Below are 23723 nucleotides of genomic sequence, written 5' to 3'. Positions count from 1 at the left end.
CCAGAACCCTTTTTTTCGCTTTTTGCGGAGAAAAGGGTTTTTTTGTGTTTACTGAGTTCATTTTCTGGGCGAAAGACATATGTTAGTTACGAAGAGCCGAGATTTCGTGTTTGAGTCGAAGTCTAGAGTGAAGGAGGAATAAATGTTGAAACTGAATCCAGAGGAACGTGTATACGTCCCGTTTCGCGGTCCATTTGATCCTTGCCCCCCATTACCGTATAGAACATATGTTGTACCTGTGAACCAGTTTATTGTGTTTCAGCCAACGGATCTGCCACAGTTTAGTCCGGCAGATGCATTAAAGCATGGTACATTGTGGCCTGCGCTCTACAGTCCGTATAACTCAAGAAATCGAAAGGGTGAGTAGAATATGGATGAAGTAAGACCGCAAGTTGGTGATCCGCGATATTATGAGCTTTTGGAACAGTTACAAGCCATTGATTTTGTACTGGTAGAGCTTAATTTGTATCTCAATACACATCCAAATGATTTGAAGAGTATTGAACAATACAACAAGCTTGCACAGGAGCGAATGATACTGGCCAAACATTTTCAAGAGTTATACGGTCCTTTGCAGAACTTTGGACATTCGTTTTCAAGATATCCATTTGAATGGTCGCAGAGTCCATGGCCTTGGCAAGTGTAGAAAAGTGTAGCGGCTGGGTAGCCTTGCATGTGAAAGGCCCCGGCTGCATGTAATATTTAAGAGGAGGCGGTTCTTCCTATGTGGGTGTATGAGAAAAAGCTACAGTATCCTGTTAGGGTCAGCAAGTGTGATCCTATGATGGCGAAATTTCTGATTGAACAATACGGTGGAGCCGATGGAGAGTTAGCAGCAGCACTTCGTTATTTGAATCAGCGCTACACGATTCCTGATAAAGTTATCGGTGTATTGAACGATATCGGGACGGAGGAATTTGCCCATCTTGAAATGATCGCAACGATGGTCTACAAGCTGACTAAGGATGCTACAGTAGATCAGCTGAAGGCGGCTGGTCTTGGTGCTCACTACGCAAATCATGATAAAGCTCTTTATTATGAAAATGCGGGAGGTGTACCGTTTACGGCAGCCTATATTCAAGCCAAGGGTGATCCAATCGCGGACCTTTATGAAGATATTGCAGCTGAGGAGAAAGCAAGGGCTACATATCAATGGCTGATCGATATGACCGATGATGTGGATCTTCAGGATAGTCTGAAGTTTCTGCGGGAGCGGGAAATTATTCATGCGATTCGTTTCCGGGAAGCTGTTGAAATTATTAAGGAAGACCGTGATAAGAAGAAGATTTTCTAATTCTTACTCGCAGAGTTATAGAATAGCAAATGAGGGTATCCTTAAGGTCAGAAGACCATTATTGGATACCCTCTAATATTCATAGCGGACCCTAGCCTTCCAGTTGCAATGAAGACCAGATGATTACGATGTACAGCAGGATCGGAAGGACAATGCCGCCACCAATAAGAAGCCACAAGTATGGTGGTGAAAATACTTGTCTTATATTCTCAAAATGACTACCCGTTGTTCTGTACTTCTGTATACGCTGCAAGAACCGCTGGAGGATGAGCGCTTGTTCGTCCTCACTTAATTGCTCAAGTTCTGCATCGATACCACTGCGCAGTTCATGAAGTTTCATTGGAAGCTTGGTTTGCTCCATACTCATCAAGCTCCTTTCCTTTCTTCTTGCCTAATACTCTATTAACAATCCTAACCATGAAAAGTTATGAATTTATTTTCAATATCCCGAATTTAATTTTATATCTTTTGTAAGTGAAGGTTTGCAGAGGGGAAGACCTTCCTTTATGATGAGGAAAGATATTACAATCATCTTGAGGAATGAAGGGAATGACAGAGAGATGGAGAGAAATGAGAGGCTGACAAAACCGGAAGCGATGATTTTTGATATGGATGGTACTCTATTTCAGACGGAGACCTTATTACTGCCTGCCTATCATAAATTATTCGATACGTTGCGAGCAGAAGGCCTTCATACGGGGGGAACACCGAAGGAAGAATTGATGCTGAGCTGTCTCGGAATGCTGCTTGAGGATATTTGGAAAAAGGTGCTTCCAGATGGCTCCCCAGAAGCTCATCGACGTGCTGACGAGCTCTTGTTGCAATACGAACTTGAAGGATTAAAGGGTAAGGATGCAGTGCTGTATCCGGGAGTAGAAGAGACACTGCAAGAATTGAAACGTCGCGGCGTCAGATTGTTTGTAGCAAGTAACGGTCTTGAGCATTATGTTAAGGGAATCGCAGAGGCTCGAAATATTATGCCACTTTTTGAAGACTTATATAGTGCAGGTCAGCATGGAACGGCTAGCAAGGTAGATCTTGTTGCTCTTCTGCTTAAGAATCATGGGATTGAACGCGCTTGGATGGTTGGAGATCGTTCATCGGATGTAGAAGCAGGCAAGGAAAATGGACAGACTGTTATCGGATGTCAGTATGCAGGTTTTGGTGATGACCAGGAACTAAAAGGCTCAGATGTTATTATTTCATCTATCACTGAGCTGATTGATTTATACGAAGCATCCGTCTAATAAACGATAAAAGGGCCGCTCTGAGGAAGATTTCTCATAAGCGGCCTTATGATTTCTATCCAAGATAGGATAGTTGCTGTTAATCAAGCGTTTTTTGCATTTTTACGGTTATTATAGATCCACAATGCGTACTCCAGAGGTCTAATATGCGATACGCGATAGGCTTCTTTATCCCCGACTTGGGAGAATACCTCTCTTGCTGGTTTGGGATTAACCTCAAGAAGCAGAACGCGACCGGATCTGTCGATTGCAAGGTCTAGTGCAAGTTCGCATAGCGCACCGTATTGATCTTCCAGAAAGCTCGCTACATCCACACCCAGCTTCGCAGAATCCTCTCGAATCTTCTCACGTTTCGATGCATCAGGAATCCATTCTTCTAAAAGCTCATTCATCCCCATTGCACTGCCACCACCATGCAGGTTCGATGTGACGCTGTTCAGGGCACCCACACGGCCTACACAGCCGGTTACTTGCCAATCTCCGAAGCCATTCTTCTGTACAAGCATTCGATAATCATGAACTCTGCCACTAGGCAGTACAAGTGGGATGGCCTCTTGGACCAGATATCTTCCCTTGATATCCCAACTGGACAGGAATGGCCCAAGCATTGCAACAGAAAGTCGTTTTGGAGTAATGATATTCCGCTGTGTGTTCCGCCCACGAATTTCGTAAGTGTCGTGTGAATGGCTGCCTTTGGAGATGCGCAAAATGCCCCGACCACCAGTCCCGTTAATCGGCTTAAGATAGACTGCGTGATGTCTGCCCAGCATTCGAGTTACATCTCCAATACTTGAAATGAGTATGGTTTCCGGTAGATGAGGTCTAAATCGCTTAACTCGGAATAAGGTTTGATGTACGGTCCATTTATTTCGAAGAGGTCTATTGAGAAATAACAGATGCTTGTATCTGGAGCGAAAACGGATTAATTGATCAAAACGCTCGCTTTTTTGAATACGGCATCGATCATAGATCATATGAGGAAAAGAACGCCAGCGTCTGCTCCATTTTCTAGTTTGGGGATTAAAATGCAATGCATGGATCAGCCCTTGAGATGCATTAACATCCGCTGGTGTAAATACAAATACATCTAGGCCAAGGTTATGACCTTCCGTAATCATCCTTTCATACACAGGAGCCTCTTCAAGCTTTTTGCGATTGTTTAAATATAAAGTTAGAATACCTAAAACTGGTTGAGGCACAGTAAGTCACCTTCTTGCATAGAGTTTGAAGCGGGAGATTCCATCGGGCATGTGCTCATGATGAGTGTTGGTTTACCTGTGGAACTGCGCTCTAAAGCAATGGCATGCATGCCGGCATCAAAACAGATGTGAAGACTGGAATAATGGTCAACAGCTACTTTGCAGTACAAATATCCTAGTGTGGATTTTTGAGAGAGGATCAGGGAGGGGCCAAGATTTCGGTTACGGTACAAAGGGTGAATTGCAATCAAGAAACTTTTCTGACCGAATCCGCTGACAAAACATACACCAACAGGTACTTTCCCATATTCTCCACGCACCGTAGCGGCGATAAGTGATGTCCCCGGTTGATGGAGTTCGTTAAACGGCATTTTCTGTAGCTGTTTCAATTCACCTTGTGTATGACGCCGACTGCCGAAGCGGCTTATAAAGTCATTACATTGTTCACGGATGTCCAGCCATTCTAATTCATTAACAGGTGATATCGCTGTAATCTCCACATGATCCCCTCCTTTATAGACATTATTTATTCTCTATAAGATGCTCACAATAATGAAAAATTCGCTCAAGGGAGCGTTTACGGATTGCAGGCTCATCGAACTTCATCGGCTTTGAATTTGCTTCAAAGAACCATAGCTCTCCAGATGTATCTAAACCAAGATCCATGGACATCTCACCAAGTGGATATTTTGCTCCACGTTCGATCTGTTTGGCAATCAGAACCGCTGCATTTCGCACCTTACTTAATATCGCATCAGCTTGCTCTGTGCCGAATAAGGTGGGAAGAAGCTTCTCGGGGTCCTCAATCGTTCCGCCTCGAGGAACGTGCGTTGTGATACTATGGGAACCCGCCATCCGAGCGCCAATCCCTGTTACGCTCCATGCTCCGTGATTCGTCTTCTGGATGAGCAGACGGAGATCAAACGCACGACCGTGAACAGAAGTAAGCTCAATACCTTGCTGGATAATATAGGGGTCGCCATTCGTTTCTTTGGATATCCGATCCCATAACCGCTCAAGTGTTGCGGCTTTATAGGTCGTGCTATTTTTATCGTTCTGAATTTGAAGTCGATAAGCAAGTGGCTTGTTTTTTTGATACCGAAGTCTCATTATTCCTTGCCCAGCCTTGCCATCCTCTGGTTTGAGATATAGGTAAGAGCAGCGCTTGATCATTTCATAAAGTGATGCCATCCCCTTAAGTTTCTTGGTGATCGGGGCCCATTTTCGTGTCAGCTTTGACTTGGATAACCAAGAAAATAGCTGCCTTTTGTTAAAAAAGTAAGGGTTATAAAGATCAAGATTAGGGTGGTTTAAGCATTCCTTTATTTTTTTGCGAACTTGAGGCTTCATTTCATCTTCCCGATTTGGAATACGGTTATAAATTACCTGGGGCAGAGGAAACATCCTCTGCTCCCAAGAATGGTGATCGCTGCTCGGTGTATAGCCTTTTACCATTTGGGAATGGAGCTTTAGGTCACGAACTGTGACCACGTAAACGAGATACCCCATATCTTTTCCTGCTTTGATAATTTCCTGAAAGTTTTGTCGGTTTCCTCTAAACATCCGTGAGGAGTCATGGGTTGTTAGAATGGCTATGACAGCTTTGGAATCCTCCTCAAGTCGGTTGCTCACGAGTCATTCCCCCTGTGGAACCCGCCGAGATATAAGCAGTGCTCAAAAATATGTTCGACCGACGCCTTACCTTCAGAGCGTAGGGGAGGATGGCTGAAGATCGATCGACCTGGCTTGGAATTGGCCTCAAACATCCAAATCTGCTCATCCTCGTCGATACCGATATCAAATCCGATTTCTGCAAGAACATGAGGATGGTGGCTCTCAATCGCTTCAGCTAGGATGACGGCAGTCTGTTTTGCTCGTTCGAGAACTTCACGAGACTTGCTTCCGAATACACGCCCGAGAGCTTGCTCCGGAGTCATGAGCGATCCTCCGTTCTTGATATGAGTCGTCACACTTCCTCGTCCGGCTTTCTTCGCTCCAATCCCGACGGTTGACCAGCGATTTTTGCCATCCTTATGCATGTGGAATCGGAAATCGATTGGGCATCCATCAATTTCGATTAACTTAATGCCTTGTTGAATAACATAACTTTTCAGACCAGAACCGTGTCTTGATTGAAGCATACGCATAAGGTTCGTGAACGTAGGGAATCTGAGCAGTGTATTTCCTCCGGTAGCACGGTACCGGGCAAAATAACCCTTTTTAGGGATATAAGTAAGTCGATAGATCCCGTTACCAAGGCTTCCACCAGATGGCTTGTAATAGACGAACCGATGACGTTCCATCATATCTTTTATGCGCTCAGGGCTTGGATTCGAATAGGTTTCAGGAACAAAGCGTCCTGCTTGAACATCGTCCTCGAGTTGATTATAAATATCGGATTTGTTGAAGAAGGCCCAGTTAAAGAAGGGAATGTTTCTTCGCGTAAAGCGGTCTCTTAGTTGATTTGTAAAAGGAGAGAAGTCTGTACGTCTACTCGGTAATCGATTGTATACAACATCTGGAAGTGGGACAGTCTTACGAATGAACTCACCCCTTGAACCTAACAGATACGCATACACCGTCCCTCTTTGCCAGTTAATATCCCTTGGTGCAAAGGCATATACATACATTTTCTTATTACCTTCCCGCAAGAGCTGCTTGATATAGGCTGTGCGGTATCCGAATGGATTGGCAGGATTAGAAGGACCATCGGATAAAATCCCGACTACAGGTCCGATCTGAATCTCACCTTCCTTAGGGCTGTGAACAAAAGTAGGCCCGATTCTTGGGACGGGAACACTGCTGCGAATCCCGGAGCTAAGGTAGATATGTTTTCCTGTACGTTCTATAGATTTTAAAGAGGCCGATATGGTATCTCTGCCTACACGGAGCTGGATTTGTTTCTTGCTTGTGATACCCAGGCTTCTCATGAGGGATTCGGACATAAAGACCACTTTTTCGGGCTGATTCGAGAAATGAACATTACTGAAAGTCAAACTCATGTATTTACCCTCCTAAGTTGTCGAAGCAATAAATAACGTGCATAACGGAGGGGATTCTCCACGGACAATTGTGATGCCGGAATGTCCCCTATCTGTCTGAACGCGCGCCGCCCTGGTTTTGAATTAACCTCAAGCAGCCATACCTTCCCGGAACAGTCTATGCCGAAGTCTATACCGAGTTCGCCCAAACGGCCGAATCCGGATTCAAGGATCGGTGGGATGTGTTCGCTCAGACGATTGATACAGGTCATGATATCGGAAGCGATGGCAACGCCGAATTCAGATTCCAGAAAGGGATTAACGGATATTGCCGTGCCTCCGCCATGAAGGTTTGATGTCATTCCTTCAGCTGGGCCCAGTCTTATGGCCTTTCCCGTTACTGTCCAGCGGCCGTGTGCATTCTTTTGAACCAATACTCTCATGTCAAAAGGTCTGCCATCACGGCTGGTTAGCTTGAGATAAGGTTGAATAATGAAATGGCGCTGTCCTGTGAACTGTTTGACCCAAGCAGATAATTCACGGACTGGAATGCTCTTACGAAAGATCGAGTTCGCCCGGTCCCTCCCTTGTAAGATAGCTGCATTTCCTTTACAGCTTACGTATAAGGTATGACTTCCGTGGGACCCACCGCTTGGCTTCATAAAGAACTCACCATCAAACAGATGTAATGCTTTATGAAGAGATCTACTACTGGCATAGGTTAACGTATGTGGGAGATAAGGAGATAGAGTCTGTTCACATTTAAGAAAATCATAAATCTTCCGTTTACCTGGCAATCCTCTTGACAAGATCGACCAACTTTTCTTAGGAAGACGGCTCAAGAAAGCAGCAGTGGTAGATGTTTCTTCAGCGTTTAGAAAGAGACAGCGATCATAAATAATGTCGGGGGTAGGGAAGTGTCCTTGCATCCATTGATTCTGTTTGTAGATATAACCTGGAATTTGTTGTTGACTACCATTTGGTGATTCAGGTTTATCTTCTGGAAAAAAAACAAATACGGTCATGCCTAGGCGGGAAGAGGCCAGGCTCAGATCGCGGAGGAATTCCTTCTCCGCAAAAGGAGGCGACCCAGCTCTACGACATACCATGACGCCAAGTGTTCCAATGAAGTTAGAAGACATAAGAGCTCCTTTTCTAAAAGCCAGTTAAGAATTGGCTATATTGGATTAGGCGGGTAGCGGAAGGTCGAACCTTGTACGCAGTGAGCGGAGCATCATCGCTTTTGGAAGGTTTGGAGTTTACCTCAAGCAGCCAGATTCGTCCGGTTGTGTCGACGGCTAAATCGATTCCGAGCTCTCCAAAATGGGATGGGATGGTCTCTTCAAGGCCTTTGGCGATGTGGAGTGCCGCTTGCTCCATTCGTTCGCTAGCTGTTTTCTTAGCTGAGGTTGGGATACTGCTCATGGCAAGCACATCTTTAACCTTGGCCAGTGTTCCTCCTCGTGCAAGGTTGGATACGTAATGATTCCCGCCTGCAATTCGGGCTACAACAGACGTTACGCTCCACTTTCCTTTTTTGTTTTTGTGTACAAGTGCGCGAAAATCTACATTGCGTTTTTGAATTCGAACCAAGTCCAAACCTTGTTGAATTTGATAGCGATTTTTGTTCAATTTGTTGGATAGGCTGCTATATAGTTTTGTGAGTGATGAGTAACTGCTTTTTTTAACTCCCTCAAGTGAGGTCGTGAAGGTATGAAAGCTCCCATCCTCCTGACGGGAAATTCGGATAATGCCTTTGCCTAAACTGCCGCGAACGGGTTTAAGGAACACCACCGGATATGCTGTACACATTTTTTTGAGTGTGCTATAGCTTTTCATAGAATAGGATTCGGGCAGGTACTTCCTAAGCTTCTCATCTGTACCCAGTGCATCGAATACTTCAGTCTTATCTAGAAATTTTTCGTTGAAAATATGGGTACCCCATCTGGATTTTACTTCTTTCATAAAATGCTGTACGCTAGGACTATTCTCCAATTTTCGCGTTGGAAGCCGATTGTTTACGACATCTGGTGCGGGGACCTGGACTTTTTTCCATCCATGGTCATACAATACTGCTTCAAGTGTTGAGAGGTTTGAACCGATCATCTCAGGTGTAAAAAAGTATACATAGGCGCCTAACTTTTGGCAGGCATTTACCATCTCCATGCAAAATGAAGAGATCGATCCGAAGGGTTTGTTTGGATCTTCCGGATGATAACGGCTTATCATAACTCCGATTACAGGACCTAGACGCAGAGTTCTTTCAGCGGCGCTGTATTTGATATGCAGAACCGATCTAGGAAGAAGTCCAGAGCTACTGGATAGGGAAGGACTGAGGCGAAGTACAGTCGATTTTTTCCCCGGTATGACGCGTACCTCCTGATTGAAGGAGCCGAAAACAAGCTGTATAGGTTGCTCTGTTGGAATTCGCAGCAGTTTGATCAGCCTCTCGCCAAGCTTGATATCGTTATCCGGCATATTGCCTGAGCGGATCAGTTGAACCGATATCTTGGATTTGGACATCTTGGATCTCCTTCCGACAACTACTTGATGTCTGGGGACAGATTGGACTTCATCTGAACATTGCATGTAATTCATCATATGAGGACATATATCCCTTGGTGATTGTACGGATTTGTAAAAAGGGAGGACTTTAAAAATGCAGGATTGGCTGTATATTTTGATTAATATAGCGGTAGCTGCTTTTGTCGGAGGCATTACGAATCATTTTGCAATTAAGATGCTCTTTCACCCGCGAGAGGAAATCCGAATTGGTGGCCGGAAATTACCGTTTACACCTGGATTAATTCCGAAGCGTAAGGAAGAGATTGCTGAATCACTCGGTAAAGTGGTCTCGGATTATTTGGTGACAAGTGAAGGCCTACAGGAGATGATCCGTAAACCATTATTCCGTTCGAAAGCAGAGGAGACGGTCACACGAAAGCTGAGATCATTAGCCGAAAGTGAACTGACCTTAAACGATCTGGCTTTGAAAATTTGGAGTTTGGAAGAATGGCAGCAGTTAAAGAATCGACTGATTGGGAAGGCTCAATCTTTAGCCACGACGAAAGCCACAGCTTTATGGTCAGCCTATGGTCTGGAGGAGAAGCCTCTGAAGGAGCTGATTCCTGACTGGTCTGAGGAGAAAAGACGGAGCTGGAGTGAGGCAGCTGCTGAGGCGGTTCTGAAAGAGCTTGGTGATACGCTTCTATCTTCTGATGGCCAGCGTTTGCTTAAAGAGATGGCTTCTGCCATGATGGATAAAGCAGGAGGTTTTCTCGGCACGATGGCCGCTATTTTTGTGGACGAAGACAAGCTCGTGCAGAAGCTGACACCCATGTTAATTAGCCAACTGGAAGGGGAAAAGATCCGTCAAACGATCGTTTCCGTTGTCTCTGGTAAGTTAGAGCAGTATGGAGAAATGCCTTTGGGTAAGCTGGTGCAGGCTGCTGTAGGCGAAACGGGTCAGGCATTCATTACTCGTAAGATAGAAGAGTCTATTCCTTGGACGACTTGGATTGAACAACTGGAAAGCATCCGTCTTTCAGACTTAGTTAAGCCAAGACTTGCTGCACTAGAATCTGCTCTGCCCAAGTGGGTTGACAAAGGTCTCCGAGTTATCGAAGATGCTGTTCCTTCAGCCATGAAGGCCGTGAATCTACCGGGTCTCGTACAAGAACAAGTTGAGAAATTTCCAGTAGAGCGGCTTGAAGAAGTTATTTTAAGTGTATCTGGCAGGGAGTTTAGAGCAATTACCTGGCTTGGTGTGCTTTTAGGCGGATTTATCGGTTTGTTCCAGTCGATGATTACACTGCTGTGGAGATAAGTGAACTAATAAAAGTGCGGGCTCATCCGCAACGAGGAGGACACAACAATGAATATTTATGACAAAGCGAATGATCTAGCAAAAGCGATGAGAGAAAGCCAGGAAGTACAGGAAATTACAGCTGCAATTAAGCTGATTGAAGCAGATCCGGAAAGTAAGCAAATGCTCGATAATTTCCGTGAGCGCCAAATGGAAGTTCAACAACGAATGATGTCTGGCGACATGCCTTCACAGGAAGAGATGGAGAAAATGGAAAAGCTGTTTGAAGTGTTAAGTCTTAACTTGAATATTCGCCGTTTGTTTGATGCTGAGCGTCGCTTAAGTATCATTATCGAAGACGTGAACAAGATTATTTCGGACAGCCTTCAGCATCTGTATGGGCCAGCTCAATCATAATAGTGAAAAAGCCGGGGTGAAAACCTCGGCTTTTTTTGTCTTCTCTATTTTAATTCTTCTTTCATAAAGTGGACCAGCTCTTCATAGAGTAGATATATAGAGTTCACTTGAGAAGTAGAGGAGCTGCATAACGAATGAAGAAAAAGAAAAGTAAATTCAAACATTTTGCTTATCTCTTGGTTGCATTAGGGATGCTAGTATATGCGCTACCTAGCATTTCGTTCGCTGGAGGTTTTTCATGGGCATCATTATTTGGAGCGGTATGGGCTGGTTTTGCCTTATTGGTCATCGGATCGCATCTACATATCTTAATAGGTGTGGATGAAGCTAAACAAAAGGCCCTTGATGAAATTAGGAAGGAAAAGATGAATCAATGGCAATTGAAATGGCCAGAGGAGCAGAAGAGCCAAGGCGGCGTATAAACCGCTCGGGTTTGCGGATATTCGCTCTGTTGCTCGTCAGTTTCCTGACTGAATATAATGAGATGGAAACTGATTCACAAAGGATCGGCTATCCTCAAACCCTCGCTTCGTAAACTTTTGTATTGTAGACCGTTCGTTAACGAACGGTTTTTTTTGCTGTTTCGGCATGTTATTTTTGTCGGGCTTGTCTGGTATAATAGATACAGTATGGTACAGATGGAGTAAGGAGGTGTAACAGTTGGATGTTCGAGATGAGACAATAACGAAGCACGAACAACTGGTACAGCATATTGAAGGTTTAAAAGTCGGAACGAAAATATCGGTTCGCAGGCTTGCGAAGGAACTTGCAGTCAGTGAAGGTACGGCTTACCGAGCTGTGAAAGAAGCAGAAGGACTGGGGATTGTTGTAACTAAGGAACGGATTGGAACCGTCCGAATTGAGCGAAAGCCACGGAATATATCCGAGCAGCTGACCTTTGCTGATGTGGTGGAGATCGTTGAAGGTCATGTGCTGGGGGGAGCGGAAGGTCTTAACAAAAGCCTGCATAAATATGTAATTGGAGCGATGAAGGTAGAGGCTATGGTTCGTTATATCGATGCGGGAAGCTTAATGATTGTTGGTAACCGAGAAGATGCACACTCACTTGCTCTAGAGCAAGGCGCAGGTGTGCTCATCACAGGGGGGTTCGGGACTAGCCGTGAAGTGAAGCAGCAGGCCGATCGATTAGGGCTTCCGATCTTCTCATCACGCCACGATACTTTTACTGTTGCCTCGTTGATAAATCGAGCCATTTTTGACCGGTTGATTAAGAAGAAGATTATGCTTGTAGAAGATATCGCTGGTGAGAAGCCTAGGATACACGCGCTGAAGAACTCTGTGACCGCTTTGGAGCTGAAAGAGATAGCGAATAAAACGGGGGATCAGCGGTTTCCCGTTACGGATGAATGGAATCGTGTTATCGGGATCGTAGGTGTCAGAGACGTTGGTGATCTGGCAGATCATCAGGCTATTGAGCGGGCAATTACTCGTAATCCAGTTACTGCAAATTTGAAAACATCACTCGCTTCAGCGGCTCAGATCATGATGTGGGAGGGGATTGATTTCCTTCCTATTGTGGATCGTAATCGAAAGCTAGTAGCGACTGTTACGCGTAAAGAGGTTCTGGAGGCGCTACGGAATGCACGCAATCAGCCGCAGCTTGGAGAAACATTCGATCAGTTAATCTGGAACGGAATGGCTGAAGACCGAGATGAGGATGGAAAGCTGTTTTTCCACGGGTTCATAACTCCGCAAATGGCAACAGAACTTGGAACGATCTCACAAGGAGTACTAACGACTGTTATGAGTCAGGCAGCCTTCAAAGCGGCTAAGGACATCTGTGGAGGGGATCATGTACTAGATAACCTATCTACTTATTTCATTCGTCCAGTACAGATTGAGGATCCAATTACGGTAACACCACGACTGCTCGAAATGAGTCGAAGAACGTGCAAAATGGAGATTGAAATCAATCATCATTCTAATTTGATCGCGAAATCTGTCATGACACTTCATGCAATCGATCAAGGATGATCAAGGTTTCTTGGGTATAACAAAGAGGGCTATTATCCGCCGCTTCTCACCGGATAATAGCCCTCTTTTACATCGCAAATTTACGAGCGAGCCGACTTTTGTCGACTATAGAAGCTTCTGCTTCTAAGCCCAGCAAAAATATTAAATGCCCCCATCACCATGAAGATCGCTTCCACAATGACGGCAGGTGTGGAACCGCTGAACAGCAGCATGGCAATGAATGATAGGGTTACAAGCATCACACCCATACTGATATTCATGGACGCAAGAAAGATTCCTCGGTCAAGCGGATCAGGCTTTCGGCGCGCATTAATGCTGTATAAAGCAGCTGCAACGCAGGAAATGACAAATACTGCATATAGAGCGTAATTAATAATACCAAGCATGGAATAATGGCACTCCTTTAGCGTGGACATGGTTCAGCATTTTATCCGTATTGTAACATGAAATCTATTCCAGTGCGCACCTTAGCTATGGATGTCCACCCAAATCTGAAGTACCCCTTCCATGACAAGCATCGTTCTGATTGTGACCTTATAATCTTTTTCTCGAACGGTATATACCTTATCATCGAGCAGCGAGCGGGTAAGTTTGCTGTCGGTATCGATGTCGAACACATTACGCCCCCTTAGTGCTGTAAGATCTTTTCCCATCAGTTGAATAATTTCTTTCACGATGATAGAATCGATCGGTTTTTCTTTTTGTTCGGAACGGATTTTGATTTCCTTGATGACCGAGGACTGTTTACTGTATTTTTTCAAATTATTGATGTCTTCCTCATACTGGGTAATTAAATTCTGTTGGTCCCTATTGTTCTCCCACATCTTCTGATAAGCGGCATGATACAGCGAATTATACACGACACTTCCGATCACCATGCCGAGCACGAAGATCGAGGCAGCTTGATAAAAAGGACGGAATCGACGTAATGGAGGCACTCTCATAGATTAATTCCGACCGTTGCAGACCCATTTGACGAGTTCGCTGCCCATATGTGCGCCTAGGAACGCAAAGACAAGATACAGAATTTGCTTTATTGCAGGAGAGAGATTGCCATCAACCATATTGCTTTCAATTACGCGCATGGGATCGATCGTCCCTCCGACAGCGGCAGCCAGTGCCCATATCTTTATACGGCCTGCAATTTCAACCATGGTTGTAGTAGGGGGCTGCATGGAGAGGACAGCACCCACTCCACCAACCATGGCTCCTCCAAGCACTATGCCGAAAGCTATGAAAAAATCTAATATTGCTTTTGATAAGAAAATACTCATCCTATTTGTCCCCTTTCTTGCCCCGGCGGTGTCATGAACCGCCTGTCCAGATGCTTCCTGATTCATTGTATGGGCTAGTAGAGCTACATTATGATAAAATGTGAATAAGAATTTAAGCGGCGAAAGGAAGGCGAAATATGAGTACTTTCGTGCATTTGCATGTGCATAGCGAATACAGTCTGCTCGACGGGGCGGCACGTATCGAAGATCTCGTGAGGGAAGCGGCAGCGCTTGGAATGAAATCACTGGCGCTGACCGATCACGGGGTTATGTACGGTGCCGTCCCATTTTATAAATCATGCATCCGTCATGGAATTAAACCGATCATTGGTTGCGAGGCATATATTACGGCTGGATCACGGAAGGAACGGGGAAGTCGGAAAGATCAACCGATTTATCACCTGATTCTGCTTGCGAAGAATGAAACCGGCTACCGGAATTTGATGAAGCTATGCTCTATCGGTCATCTGGAAGGATATCATTACAAACCGAGGATTGATATGGATGCGCTGGCTTCCCATCATGAAGGTATTATCTGTCTTAGTGCTTGTCTTGGTGGAGAAGTTCCGCAGCATTTGCTGCATGGCAGGGAAGCGGAGGCTAAAGCCGCCGCACTGCGTTACAAAGCGATATTTGGTGATGATTATTATTTGGAGCTTCAAGATCATGGGTTAACGGAGCAGAAGCGGGTTAATCCTCAGCTTATCGCCCTAAGCTCAGAACTTGGGATACCCCTTGTGGCGACGAATGACGTGCATTATTTAACCGCATCAGATGCTGAAGTGCAGGATGTGCTGATCTGTATCGGGACAGGCAAAACGACTGAGGACGAAGACAGACTTAGAATACCAACAAATCAGCTCTATTTGAAAAGCGATGATGAGATGAAGAGACTGTTTCCACATGTGATGGAAGCGGTGGACAATACAGCGGTCATAGCAGATCAGTGCAATCTAGAGTTGGAATTTGGGCGATCCATTCTCCCAGAATATCGTCCATTACCAGAGGGAATGAATGCAACTTCTTATTTGCGCGAGCTTTGTAATACGGGTCTCCGAGAGCGTTATGAAGATCATGAACGCTGGCATTCTAGTGATGGCAGAGCAGAGCTTATGCAGCGTCTCGATTATGAGCTGAATACGATTGAAAGTATGGGGTTCAGCGATTATTTTCTCATTGTCTGGGACTTTATCGCTTATGCCCACAGTAAAGGAATTGCAGTTGGACCGGGAAGGGGTTCTTCAGCAGGTAGTCTTGTTGCGTATACGCTTCGAATTACGAATGTGGACCCCATTAAATATAATCTGCTCTTCGAACGGTTCTTGAACCCAGAGCGCGTTACGATGCCGGATATTGATATTGACTTTAGTGATGAACGGCGAGATGAAGTCATTGATTACGTCGTTCATAAATATGGGCGAGAGCATGTTGCACAGATTATTACCTTCGGAACGATGGCTGCAAGAGCCGCTGTCAGAGATGTAGGTCGTGCACTAAATGTACCGTATGGAGATGTGGACAAAGCCGCTAAGCTAATTCCAAACCATTTGGGGATAAGCATAGCCAAAGCGCTTCAGGAAAGCCCTGGTCTTAAAGAGCAATATGATACAAAGCCCAAGGTGCGTGAGCTAATAGATATGGCGCTCAAGGTAGAGGGAATGCCTCGCCATGCATCGACACATGCGGCAGGGGTAGTTATTTCTCGCGATCCATTAACCGATGCAGTACCGCTGCAAGAAGGCAGTGAAAAGACAGCCTTAACGCAGTATTCCATGGAACATTTAGAGAGTATTGGACTGCTTAAGATGGATTTTCTAGGTTTGAGAACCCTCTCCATTATTGAACGTACGATGCGCTGGATCGGAGAGGATGCTCCTGATTTTACGAAAGTTCCTGATGATGATCCTTTGACCTATCAAATGCTTGGACGCGGAGAAACGACAGGCGTATTTCAGATGGAGTCCGCAGGTGTGCGCCGTGTATTAAAAGAACTGGCACCTACAGCATTTGAGGATATTGTCTCGGTCTTGGCGCTTTATCGCCCAGGTCCTATGGAGTTTATTCCAAAGTTTATTCAGGCGAAGCATGGGCTCATTCAGCCGGAATATCCACATCCTGACCTGATTCCAATTCTCGGCGACACTTATGGTATTATCGTGTACCAAGAACAGATTATGCAGATTGCTTCGGCTATGGCTGGATTCTCTCTTGGGGAGTCTGATCTGCTCAGACGAGCAGTATCGAAAAAGAAACGTGAAGTGCTCGACAGAGAACGGGGACACTTTGTGACGGGAAGCTTGAAACAGAATTATACGGAAGAGGAAGCAAACCGAGTGTACGATATGATTGTAAGGTTTGCGAATTATGGATTCCCACGTGCACATGCAGCAGCCTATGGTGTGTTGGCTTTTCAAACAGCGTACTTAAAAGCTCATTATCCCGTACAATTTATGGCTTCCATGTTGACAGCCGTGATGGGGAACCACCGTAAAGTGGCGGAGTATGTCTTGGAATCCCATCGCATGAGTATCGATGTGATGCCTCCAGATGTGAACGAGAGCTTCTCACTGTTCACGCCGGTTCGTGGACTGTCTACAGAAGGTCAAGAGGATAACGATGGGCAAGAACACAAAGGTGGGATTCGCTTCGGACTTGCCGCAATCAAGAATGTTGGGACACAGGCTGTGGAGAATATCGTTCAGATCCGAAAAGATAAGCCATTTGAGAGTTTGCTCGATTTCTGTAGGCGTGTAGATCTGCGTGTGTGTAATAAAAGAGTTATCGAATCATTAATTCAGGCGGGGGCATTTGATTCACTGCCTGGACACCGTGCGCAGTTGATTGCCATGCTAGATGAAACCGTGGAGGCTGCTGTGAAGTGGCGGAAAGAGCGTGAAGACTTGCAGATTCAGTTGTTTGATTTCGTGGAAACGACAAATTGGGATATCGAATATCCGGATGTTTCCCCGTATTCAGGGAGTCAGCAGCTTGAGCTGGAACGTGAACTCTTAGGTATGTACCTCTCTGGACATCCGCTGGATGATTACGATTCACTTTTGCAGCAAGCAGGTGCAGACAGACTGATGGATTTATCCGAAGTTCCTGATGATACAATCGTTACAGTAGCGGGAATGGTCGTATCACTCAAGACAATCACAACCAAGCAAGGTAAGGCCATGGCATTCATGGAGTGGGAAGATCAGGTTGAACGTTGTGAGGTTGTTTTATTTCCTGAAGTATGGAAGCGGAGTGCTCATCTTGTTGAGAAAGGGGCTCTCCTGGCTCTTCGGGCCAAGGTTCAGCAGCAGGATGAAGACTTTAAGCTGCTCGCAGAAGAGGTAGCACCGTTAGAAGAGGAGAAGTTGACACAACTGATCCGCCGGAGCAAGTCTCGGAGTGCTTCAACAGCTAAGGATAGCGCAAGCTCTATGAAGAGAACGGGATTCAACCGAAAGCCAACAACTCCAAGAGAGAACGGATCCGAGTCTGCACCTACCAAGGACGTTCACTTAGCTGATCAGACGACAACAAGTGTAGATGGCCTGCAAGATTCCTCTGAGAAGTCCAGCCTTAACTCTTCTGCTTCACGCTCGGTACTAGGCAAGTCAAAGAAGCATGAACAACGCGTATTTGTGAAGATTACGCCGGAAGCAGAAGATCCACAGCTGCTGGCACGGTTGAAAGAGCTACTTCAGGAACACCCGGGTCCCGTTGCCACCGTGCTTTTTTATGAAAAAAGCCAGAAGGTACTTGGATTAAGTGATGCTTATCGAATTAAACCGTCCCCTGCATTATTTGCTAGTATGGAGGAAATGCTGGGAAAAGACACAGTTAAAGTAAAATAGTGGTTACCCTAATTTAATAAAATTCATGAACGTTTCACCTTCCTCCCGCATAAACATAGGACACTACAGGACAACAAGGTCCGGAATATCGTCCAAGAGGCCTTTATCCTTTTCAAAGTGCTGCAGAACGTTCCGGTAAAAGCGGGAGGGATTATTATGTCAATGGCATTGGCTGAGGCTATGCTGAGCAGAAGAGGAGTCAGCGTTACTGCAATCGCGGATATTGTATATCGTCTGCAGAGAAAGTATCATCCGACTTTAACAATGGAGCAGTGTGAAGAAAGTGTAAGAGCTGTGCTTGGCAAACGAGAAGTGCAGTATACTCTGTTTACGGGAATCGCACTCGATGAGCTAGCTGAACAAAAGTTGCTTCCACAGCCACTCCAATCCATTATGGAGCAGGATGAGCCGCTTTATGGCGTGGACGAAACAATGGCACTCGGTGTCACGAGTATTTATGGTATGATCGGTTTAACGAGCTTCGGCTATTTGGATAAAGAAAAGATTGGGGTTATTGAAACTTTGAACGAAAAGAAGGATGGCATACATGTTTTTCTAGATGATCTTGTTGCTGGAATTGCTGCTGCCGCTTCTTCCCGTATTGCCCATAATAACCCTGATGCAACTCGTTATACGATTGATAAAGATTAAAATTCGCTGTTGCATCTCCTGCAAAATAAGGGAAAATGCGCTTTCAACCCCCTTCCTCTTTTGTTGAGGTAAAAAGTGAAGTATGTTATCATTATCCATTATATCGGCTCAGGATATGCCTATGGCACGAGATTAGGGGGATCTGAAAGGCATGTGGACGGTAATCTATATTGCGCCAACCGCAAAGGTTGCGGAAATGATCAAAGCCAAACTCACGATAGAAGGTTTTTTGGTTCAGAGCCGTCCTGTAAATCTTTCCAAACAACAATTTGAGATTTTGGTTCCCTCCGGAGAGCTTGAGGAAGTACAGGAAGTGTTAAATTCGATTTTGCACCCCTAGCTTAAAGGGATACATAGCGAAGCTTGTTTAAAGGATTTATAGATTTGCTAAGTTTACGGCCATTCAAATTTGCGGCTGGAGAGGTGTAGTTGTGTTTAAAGATCTATTTCAGAAAAAAAGAAAATATGCGACAATTCCTTCGGAACGTCTTGGACGGGAAGGACAGCCTGAAGAGGGCGAACGTCCGAAACGGGAAATACCTGAAGGTCTGATGAACAAGTGCAGCAAGTGCGGCACTATTCAATATAGTAAGGAACTTGAGAAGAATTTGAAGGTATGCCCCGAGTGCGGTCACCACATGCGCTTGAATGCATGGGAACGTATTGGCGTTACGCTGGATGAGACAGGATTTGAAGAGTTTGATGCCGATATGATCTCTGTTGACCCTCTTCAATTTCCAGGTTATGCAGCGAAGCTTGAGCAGCAACAGATGAAATCTGGGTTGCGGGATGGGGTTATTACGGGCAAAGGTTCGATTTTTGGACAGCCCGTTGTTGTCGCTGTAATGAGTTTTGACTTCTTCACGGGAAGTATGGGATCGGTTGTCGGGGAGAAAATAACACGTGCGATTGAACATGCGACAGAGCATGGTTTGCCGCTTATTATTTTCTCAACTTCAGGTGGAGCGCGTATGCAGGAAAGTATCCTGAGTTTAATGCAGATGGCTAAGACAAGTGCGGCTCTGTCACGTTTCAACGAACGTGGTGGACTGTATATATCCGTGATTACCGATCCGACTACAGGTGGTGTTTCAGCAAGCTTCGCTACACTGGGTGATATTAATATTGCCGAACCAGGAGCGGTATTTGGCTTTGCTGGCCGCATCGTAATTGAGCAGACCATTCGTCAGAAGCTTCCAGATGACTTCCAGACGGCTGAGTTCAATTTGGCACACGGTCAGTTGGATATGGTCGTGCATCGTAAGGATCTGCGTAACATGCTTGGAAAATTGATCGAAATGCATACTTCGAAAGGAGGATTTTGATGTCAGGCGAACTTCCTTTTGAAATGCCCCTTGCAGAGATGCGTAAGAAGATTGAGGAATTGAAACAATTCGGTCAGGAAAAAGGTATAGATTTCACGGATGAAATTGCTCGTTTAGAAGAACGCTATAGTCGTCTGGAAGAAGAGATCTATTCCTCCATTTCACCTTCACAAAAAATGCATCTAGCCCGTCATCAGCAACGGCCTACTTCACTTGATCTAATTCAGCTTGTATTTACGGATTTCATCGAGCTACACGGAGATCGGCTATATGGTGACGATCTGGCGATTGTTGGCGGGTTGGCCAAGCTAAATGGTGTTCCGGTTACGGTTCTAGGCCAGCAACGGGGAAAAGATACGAAGGATAATATTGCCCGCTTCTTCGGAAGCGCGCATCCGGAAGGTTTTCGGAAGGCTTTGCGGCTAATGCAGCAAGCTGAGAAATTTAAGCGTCCAGTTATTACATTTATTGATACTAAAGGCGCTTATCCTGGTAATACTGCTGAAGAGAGAGGTCAGTCCGAGGCAATTGCCCGTAACTTGCGGGAAATGTCTGCACTTGGAGTGCCTGTTGTTTGTGTGGTCATCGGCGAAGGCGGTAGCGGCGGTGCTCTTGCGCTGGCTGTAGGTAACCGTGTGTTGATGCTTGAGCATGCCATTTATGCGGCTATATCGCCGAATGGTGCAGCATCCATCCTCTGGAAAGATGCATCGAAAGCAGATCAAGCTGCAGAGGCGATGAAAATCACAGCACAAGATTTGCTTGAGATGGAAGTGATTGAAGAGATCATTCCAGAACCTAAAGGTGGAGCACACCGTGGTTATGAAGAAACAGCTTCTGCTATTCAAGATGCTCTTGTTCGTCATCTGAAAGAACTTTCGGTGATGGATGCTTGTGAGCTGAAAGAAGACCGATATCAGAAGTTCCGTAAGATTGGTAGTTTCGATTTTGCACCGTCAGAATCACCTGATTCAAACGTTTGAGAGGATCATTGAACGTATAAGAAAATGAATGATGTGACAATATTCCTATACAAACGAGAAATTTTGTAGTAGATTTAGTTGTTGGATAAGAGATATAGAGAACACTTGGAAAATGGAGGAAACCCAAATGCGTAAAACTAAAATTGTTTGTACTATCGGTCCTTCCAGTGAATCGTTGGAAAACACCAAGAAGCTCATTATGGCCGGCATGAACGTAGCTCGTCTGAACTTCTCCCACGGCGATTTTGAAGAGCATGGCAACCGAATCAAAACGATTCGTCAAGCTTCTCAGGAATTGAACAAAACGGTGGCTATTCTTTTGGACACAAAAGGGCCAGAAATCCGTACCGGCAAATTGGAAGTAGAACCAATTGAGCTTGTACAGGATGAATTCATCACGCTGACAACGGAAGAAATCCTTGGTGATAAGAATCGTATTTCTATCACTTACAAAGAGTTGCCGGAAGATGTTCAAGCGGGATCAACGATTCTGATCGATGATGGTTTGATCGGTCTTACTGTCGTAGAAGTTCAGGGCACGGAGATTAAATGCCGTATCGTCAATGGCGGAACAATTAAGAGCAAAAAAGGCGTAAACGTACCGGGTGTGAACATTTCTCTCCCAGGTATTACTGAAAAAGACGCCAACGATATCATTTTCGGGATCGAACAAGGCATCGATTTTATCGCAGCTTCCTTCGTTCGTAAAGCAAGTGACGTACTAGAAATTCGCGAACTGTTGAAAAAACACAACGCTGAACATGTACAAATTATCTCGAAAATCGAGAATCAACAAGGTGTGGACAACCTCGATGAAATCCTTGAAGCTTCTGATGGTTTGATGGTAGCTCGTGGTGACTTGGGTGTTGAAATTCCAGCTGAAGAAGTACCTCTTGCGCAAAAACGCATGATCGAAAAATGTAACATTGCAGGTAAGCCGGTTATCACAGCTACACAAATGCTTGATTCCATGCAGCGTAACCCTCGCCCGACTCGTGCGGAAGCAAGTGACGTTGCCAATGCGATCTTTGATGGTACAGATGCAATCATGTTGTCAGGTGAAACAGCTGCTGGTAAATATCCAGTAGAATCTGTTCTGACCATGTCCCGTATCGCAGAAAAAGCGGAATCCGCTTTGAACTATCGTGAACTATTCTTGAAGCAACGTATTGCTCAAGAAACTAGCATCACAGAAGCGATCAGCCAATCTGTTGCTATCTCTGCACTGGATTTGAACGCAAAAGCGATTATCTCTTCCACAGAATCCGGACAAACTGCTCGTATGGTTTCCAAGTACCGTCCTAAGGCTCCTATCGTCGCTGTAACGACTCAAGATAGAACTCTTAGACGCTTGGCATTGATTTGGGGAGTTACACCGGTTAAAGGCGAAATGGCAACCTCTACGGATGAGATGTTTGAATATGCCCTTCAAGGTGGTCAAAAATCCGGAATCGTAAAAGAAGGGGATCTGGTTGTTATCACAGCTGGAGTACCGCTTGGAAAATCCGGTTCTACAAACTTGGTTAAAGTTAGCCAAATCCCTGCTCAGAACTAGTTGACTGATCTGGGTAACAATAGATGAGATAAAAGCAATGGTCGAGTAATCGTCCATTGCTTTTTCTATAGATGGGGTGAATAGATGCCTAAAATGATGAAACAACAATGGAGTCGATGGTTTACAACTTCTTTCCGTGTGCGCTACCAAGAAAGTGATCAGATGGGCGTGGTGTACCATGCGAATTATTTAAATTGGTTTGAAATTGGGAGAACTGAGATGATTCGTGAGCTTGGATTTACCTATCGTGGGATGGAGGAAGAGGGAGTTTTACTTCCTGTTGTGGATCTGGATATTCATTATAAAAGTCCAGCGCGTTATGATGATCACGTAACGGTATTTACTCGAATGACTCAATTCTCTCCACTACGCATTCATTATGAATACGAAGTACGGCGTTTGAATGAGGAAGAACACGATATCTTGAGCACTACTAAAATGGGACTGGATCGTTTGCCAGGTCGCGAGCTGGTTACAGGTTCAACCAGGCATGTATGGGTAAATAAGGACTGGAAACCGGCTAGACTGGATAAATGTGCTCCCAAGTTGTATGATGCTCTAAGGAGTTCTCTTTTGGGAGGAAAGGAGTAAGATAATATGTGGAAATGGATGCTGGCGGCCTTTATTTTTCTGCCTGCCATTGAAATATTCGGATTTTCTATCGTAGCGGAGCGGGTCGGTGGCATGGAAACATTTCTTCTGACACTGCTTACCTCCGCCATCGGTGTAGCGATGATGCGATTTGAAGGCCGCAAAGCGATGGAGGATGCCAAGCTGAAGATGAATACCGGTATGGTTCCTGGATCATCTATGGCGGAAGGACTCTGTATTTTCTTAGGTGGGATTCTGCTCATCGTGCCTGGTTTTGTAACTGATATAGTAGGATTCACAATGATCTTTCCACTAACTCGTCCGGTATATCGATACCTGTTACTACTATGGATGAAAAAAAATATGAAGAACGGAAAGATTAGAATCTTTCGTCGTTAAATTCATTTTACTCCCTATTTTATGAAGGCTAACCCGACTTTTAAATTAGATGGGTTGGTCTTTTTTTATGAGTGCTATGAATGAAATTACAGGAAAAAATTTCATTATTCGACAATGACAATTATCATGGTTATAATGGAATTGTAAGTACTTTCAAAAAAT

Annotated in this window: 26 protein-coding genes; 16 read left to right on the top strand and 10 right to left on the bottom strand. The window is 44.9% G+C overall.

Features of this window, described 5'->3' with window-relative positions; genetic code table 11:
• Positions 1 to 145: 145 nt before the first annotated feature.
• The 3 genes from AC3WJJ_RS12535 to AC3WJJ_RS12525 all read left to right on the top strand — a co-directional run bounded on the left by AC3WJJ_RS12535 (position 146) and on the right by AC3WJJ_RS12525 (position 1294).
• Positions 146 to 367, top strand: a complete 222-nt coding sequence (locus AC3WJJ_RS12535) for a spore coat associated protein CotJA (protein ID WP_492542042.1) — start codon at positions 146 to 148, stop codon at positions 365 to 367.
• 3 nt (positions 368 to 370) lie between these two features.
• A complete protein-coding gene (locus AC3WJJ_RS12530; protein ID WP_422657845.1) occupies positions 371 to 646 on the top strand; it encodes a spore coat protein CotJB in 276 nt (91 codons plus the stop codon).
• A gap of 78 nt (positions 647 to 724) precedes the next feature.
• Complete coding sequence (locus AC3WJJ_RS12525) at positions 725 to 1294, top strand: manganese catalase family protein (RefSeq protein WP_422657844.1); 570 nt, start codon at positions 725 to 727, stop codon at positions 1292 to 1294.
• 91 nt (positions 1295 to 1385) lie between these two features.
• Here AC3WJJ_RS12525 and AC3WJJ_RS12520 read toward each other — a convergent pair whose 3' ends face one another.
• Positions 1386 to 1655 carry a hypothetical protein gene (locus tag AC3WJJ_RS12520; RefSeq protein WP_422657843.1) on the bottom strand — a complete coding sequence of 90 codons (270 nt, stop codon included), beginning with the start codon at positions 1653 to 1655 and terminating at the stop codon, positions 1386 to 1388.
• 199 nt (positions 1656 to 1854) lie between these two features.
• On the opposite strand from AC3WJJ_RS12520, the gene AC3WJJ_RS12515 reads away from it, so the two are divergent.
• A complete protein-coding gene (locus tag AC3WJJ_RS12515) occupies positions 1855 to 2541 on the top strand; it encodes an HAD family hydrolase (protein ID WP_492542040.1) in 687 nt (228 codons plus the stop codon).
• Between the two features lie 83 nt (positions 2542 to 2624).
• Here AC3WJJ_RS12515 and AC3WJJ_RS12510 read toward each other — a convergent pair whose 3' ends face one another.
• Genes AC3WJJ_RS12510 through AC3WJJ_RS12485 form a run of 6 tightly spaced genes read right to left on the bottom strand, consistent with a single transcriptional unit; the run spans position 2625 to position 9244 of the window.
• On the bottom strand, positions 2625 to 3740 hold the full coding sequence (locus AC3WJJ_RS12510) for a YheC/YheD family endospore coat-associated protein (protein ID WP_492540976.1): 1116 nt from the start codon (positions 3738 to 3740) through the stop codon (positions 2625 to 2627).
• Entirely contained in the window at positions 3722 to 4240 is a 519-nt protein-coding gene (locus AC3WJJ_RS12505; protein ID WP_492540974.1) for a GNAT family N-acetyltransferase, read from the bottom strand. Before AC3WJJ_RS12505 ends, AC3WJJ_RS12510 begins: the two co-directional genes overlap by 19 nt.
• A 22-nt stretch (positions 4241 to 4262) precedes the next feature.
• On the bottom strand, positions 4263 to 5372 hold the full coding sequence (locus AC3WJJ_RS12500) for a YheC/YheD family endospore coat-associated protein (protein ID WP_492540972.1): 1110 nt from the start codon (positions 5370 to 5372) through the stop codon (positions 4263 to 4265).
• Positions 5369 to 6742: a YheC/YheD family endospore coat-associated protein gene (locus AC3WJJ_RS12495; protein WP_492540970.1), complete on the bottom strand. Its 1374-nt coding sequence runs from the start codon at positions 6740 to 6742 to the stop codon at positions 5369 to 5371. The genes AC3WJJ_RS12500 and AC3WJJ_RS12495 overlap by 4 nt, the downstream gene beginning before the upstream one ends.
• Positions 6739 to 7863, bottom strand: coding sequence for a YheC/YheD family endospore coat-associated protein (locus tag AC3WJJ_RS12490; protein ID WP_492540969.1), 1125 nt, complete (start codon positions 7861 to 7863; stop codon positions 6739 to 6741). Before AC3WJJ_RS12490 ends, AC3WJJ_RS12495 begins: the two co-directional genes overlap by 4 nt.
• 13 nt (positions 7864 to 7876) lie before the next feature.
• Complete coding sequence (locus AC3WJJ_RS12485; RefSeq protein WP_492540967.1) at positions 7877 to 9244, bottom strand: YheC/YheD family endospore coat-associated protein; 1368 nt, start codon at positions 9242 to 9244, stop codon at positions 7877 to 7879.
• A gap of 136 nt (positions 9245 to 9380) precedes the next feature.
• On the opposite strand from AC3WJJ_RS12485, the gene AC3WJJ_RS12480 reads away from it, so the two are divergent.
• The 4 genes from AC3WJJ_RS12480 to AC3WJJ_RS12465 all read left to right on the top strand — a co-directional run bounded on the left by AC3WJJ_RS12480 (position 9381) and on the right by AC3WJJ_RS12465 (position 12938).
• Positions 9381 to 10547: a DUF445 domain-containing protein gene (locus AC3WJJ_RS12480; protein ID WP_492540965.1), complete on the top strand. Its 1167-nt coding sequence runs from the start codon at positions 9381 to 9383 to the stop codon at positions 10545 to 10547.
• 48 nt (positions 10548 to 10595) lie between these two features.
• On the top strand, positions 10596 to 10943 hold the full coding sequence (locus AC3WJJ_RS12475; RefSeq protein WP_492540963.1) for a YlbF/YmcA family competence regulator: 348 nt from the start codon (positions 10596 to 10598) through the stop codon (positions 10941 to 10943).
• 134 nt (positions 10944 to 11077) lie between these two features.
• Positions 11078 to 11365 (top strand): hypothetical protein, encoded by a 288-nt coding sequence (locus tag AC3WJJ_RS12470; protein WP_422657834.1) that lies wholly within the window; start codon positions 11078 to 11080, stop codon positions 11363 to 11365.
• Between the two features lie 238 nt (positions 11366 to 11603).
• On the top strand, positions 11604 to 12938 hold the full coding sequence (locus tag AC3WJJ_RS12465; RefSeq protein ID WP_492540960.1) for a DRTGG domain-containing protein: 1335 nt from the start codon (positions 11604 to 11606) through the stop codon (positions 12936 to 12938).
• An 80-nt stretch (positions 12939 to 13018) separates the two neighbouring features.
• Here AC3WJJ_RS12465 and AC3WJJ_RS12460 read toward each other — a convergent pair whose 3' ends face one another.
• The 3 genes from AC3WJJ_RS12460 to AC3WJJ_RS12450 all read right to left on the bottom strand — a co-directional run bounded on the left by AC3WJJ_RS12460 (position 13019) and on the right by AC3WJJ_RS12450 (position 14212).
• Complete coding sequence (locus tag AC3WJJ_RS12460; RefSeq protein ID WP_422657832.1) at positions 13019 to 13324, bottom strand: YtpI family protein; 306 nt, start codon at positions 13322 to 13324, stop codon at positions 13019 to 13021.
• Positions 13325 to 13405: 81 nt separating this feature from the next.
• On the bottom strand, positions 13406 to 13882 hold the full coding sequence (locus AC3WJJ_RS12455; protein WP_492540958.1) for a sporulation membrane protein YtrI: 477 nt from the start codon (positions 13880 to 13882) through the stop codon (positions 13406 to 13408).
• Positions 13883 to 13885: 3 nt separating this feature from the next.
• Complete coding sequence (locus AC3WJJ_RS12450) at positions 13886 to 14212, bottom strand: YtrH family sporulation protein (protein WP_492540957.1); 327 nt, start codon at positions 14210 to 14212, stop codon at positions 13886 to 13888.
• 137 nt (positions 14213 to 14349) lie between these two features.
• Between AC3WJJ_RS12450 and AC3WJJ_RS12445 the strand changes: the two genes are divergently transcribed.
• The 8 genes from AC3WJJ_RS12445 (at position 14350) to AC3WJJ_RS12410 (ending at position 23561) form a co-directional block, all read left to right on the top strand.
• A complete protein-coding gene (locus AC3WJJ_RS12445; RefSeq protein WP_492540955.1) occupies positions 14350 to 18057 on the top strand; it encodes a DNA polymerase III subunit alpha in 3708 nt (1235 codons plus the stop codon).
• Positions 18058 to 18213: 156 nt separating this feature from the next.
• A complete protein-coding gene (locus AC3WJJ_RS12440) occupies positions 18214 to 18708 on the top strand; it encodes a phosphatidylglycerophosphatase A family protein (RefSeq protein WP_492540953.1) in 495 nt (164 codons plus the stop codon).
• A gap of 151 nt (positions 18709 to 18859) precedes the next feature.
• Complete coding sequence (locus AC3WJJ_RS12435; protein WP_054957048.1) at positions 18860 to 19048, top strand: hypothetical protein; 189 nt, start codon at positions 18860 to 18862, stop codon at positions 19046 to 19048.
• 91 nt (positions 19049 to 19139) lie between these two features.
• Positions 19140 to 20033, top strand: a complete 894-nt coding sequence (gene accD, locus AC3WJJ_RS12430) for an acetyl-CoA carboxylase, carboxyltransferase subunit beta (RefSeq protein WP_492540952.1) — start codon at positions 19140 to 19142, stop codon at positions 20031 to 20033.
• The gene (locus AC3WJJ_RS12425) at positions 20033 to 21016 is read left to right on the top strand and encodes an acetyl-CoA carboxylase carboxyltransferase subunit alpha (protein ID WP_492540951.1); all 984 of its coding nucleotides are present in this window, start codon (positions 20033 to 20035) and stop codon (positions 21014 to 21016) included. Before accD ends, AC3WJJ_RS12425 begins: the two co-directional genes overlap by 1 nt.
• Before the next feature lie 127 nt (positions 21017 to 21143).
• Entirely contained in the window at positions 21144 to 22571 is a 1428-nt protein-coding gene (gene pyk, locus AC3WJJ_RS12420) for a pyruvate kinase (protein ID WP_492540950.1), read from the top strand.
• Positions 22572 to 22655: 84 nt separating this feature from the next.
• Positions 22656 to 23162, top strand: coding sequence for an acyl-CoA thioesterase (locus AC3WJJ_RS12415; RefSeq protein ID WP_492540949.1), 507 nt, complete (start codon positions 22656 to 22658; stop codon positions 23160 to 23162).
• Positions 23163 to 23168: 6 nt separating this feature from the next.
• Entirely contained in the window at positions 23169 to 23561 is a 393-nt protein-coding gene (locus tag AC3WJJ_RS12410; protein WP_492540948.1) for an FxsA family protein, read from the top strand.
• The last annotated feature ends 162 nt before the right edge of the window (positions 23562 to 23723 follow it).

Source organism: Paenibacillus sp. FW507-14B1B (genome assembly GCF_058781425.1).
This window is presented reverse-complemented; position numbering and strand designations above follow the sequence as displayed.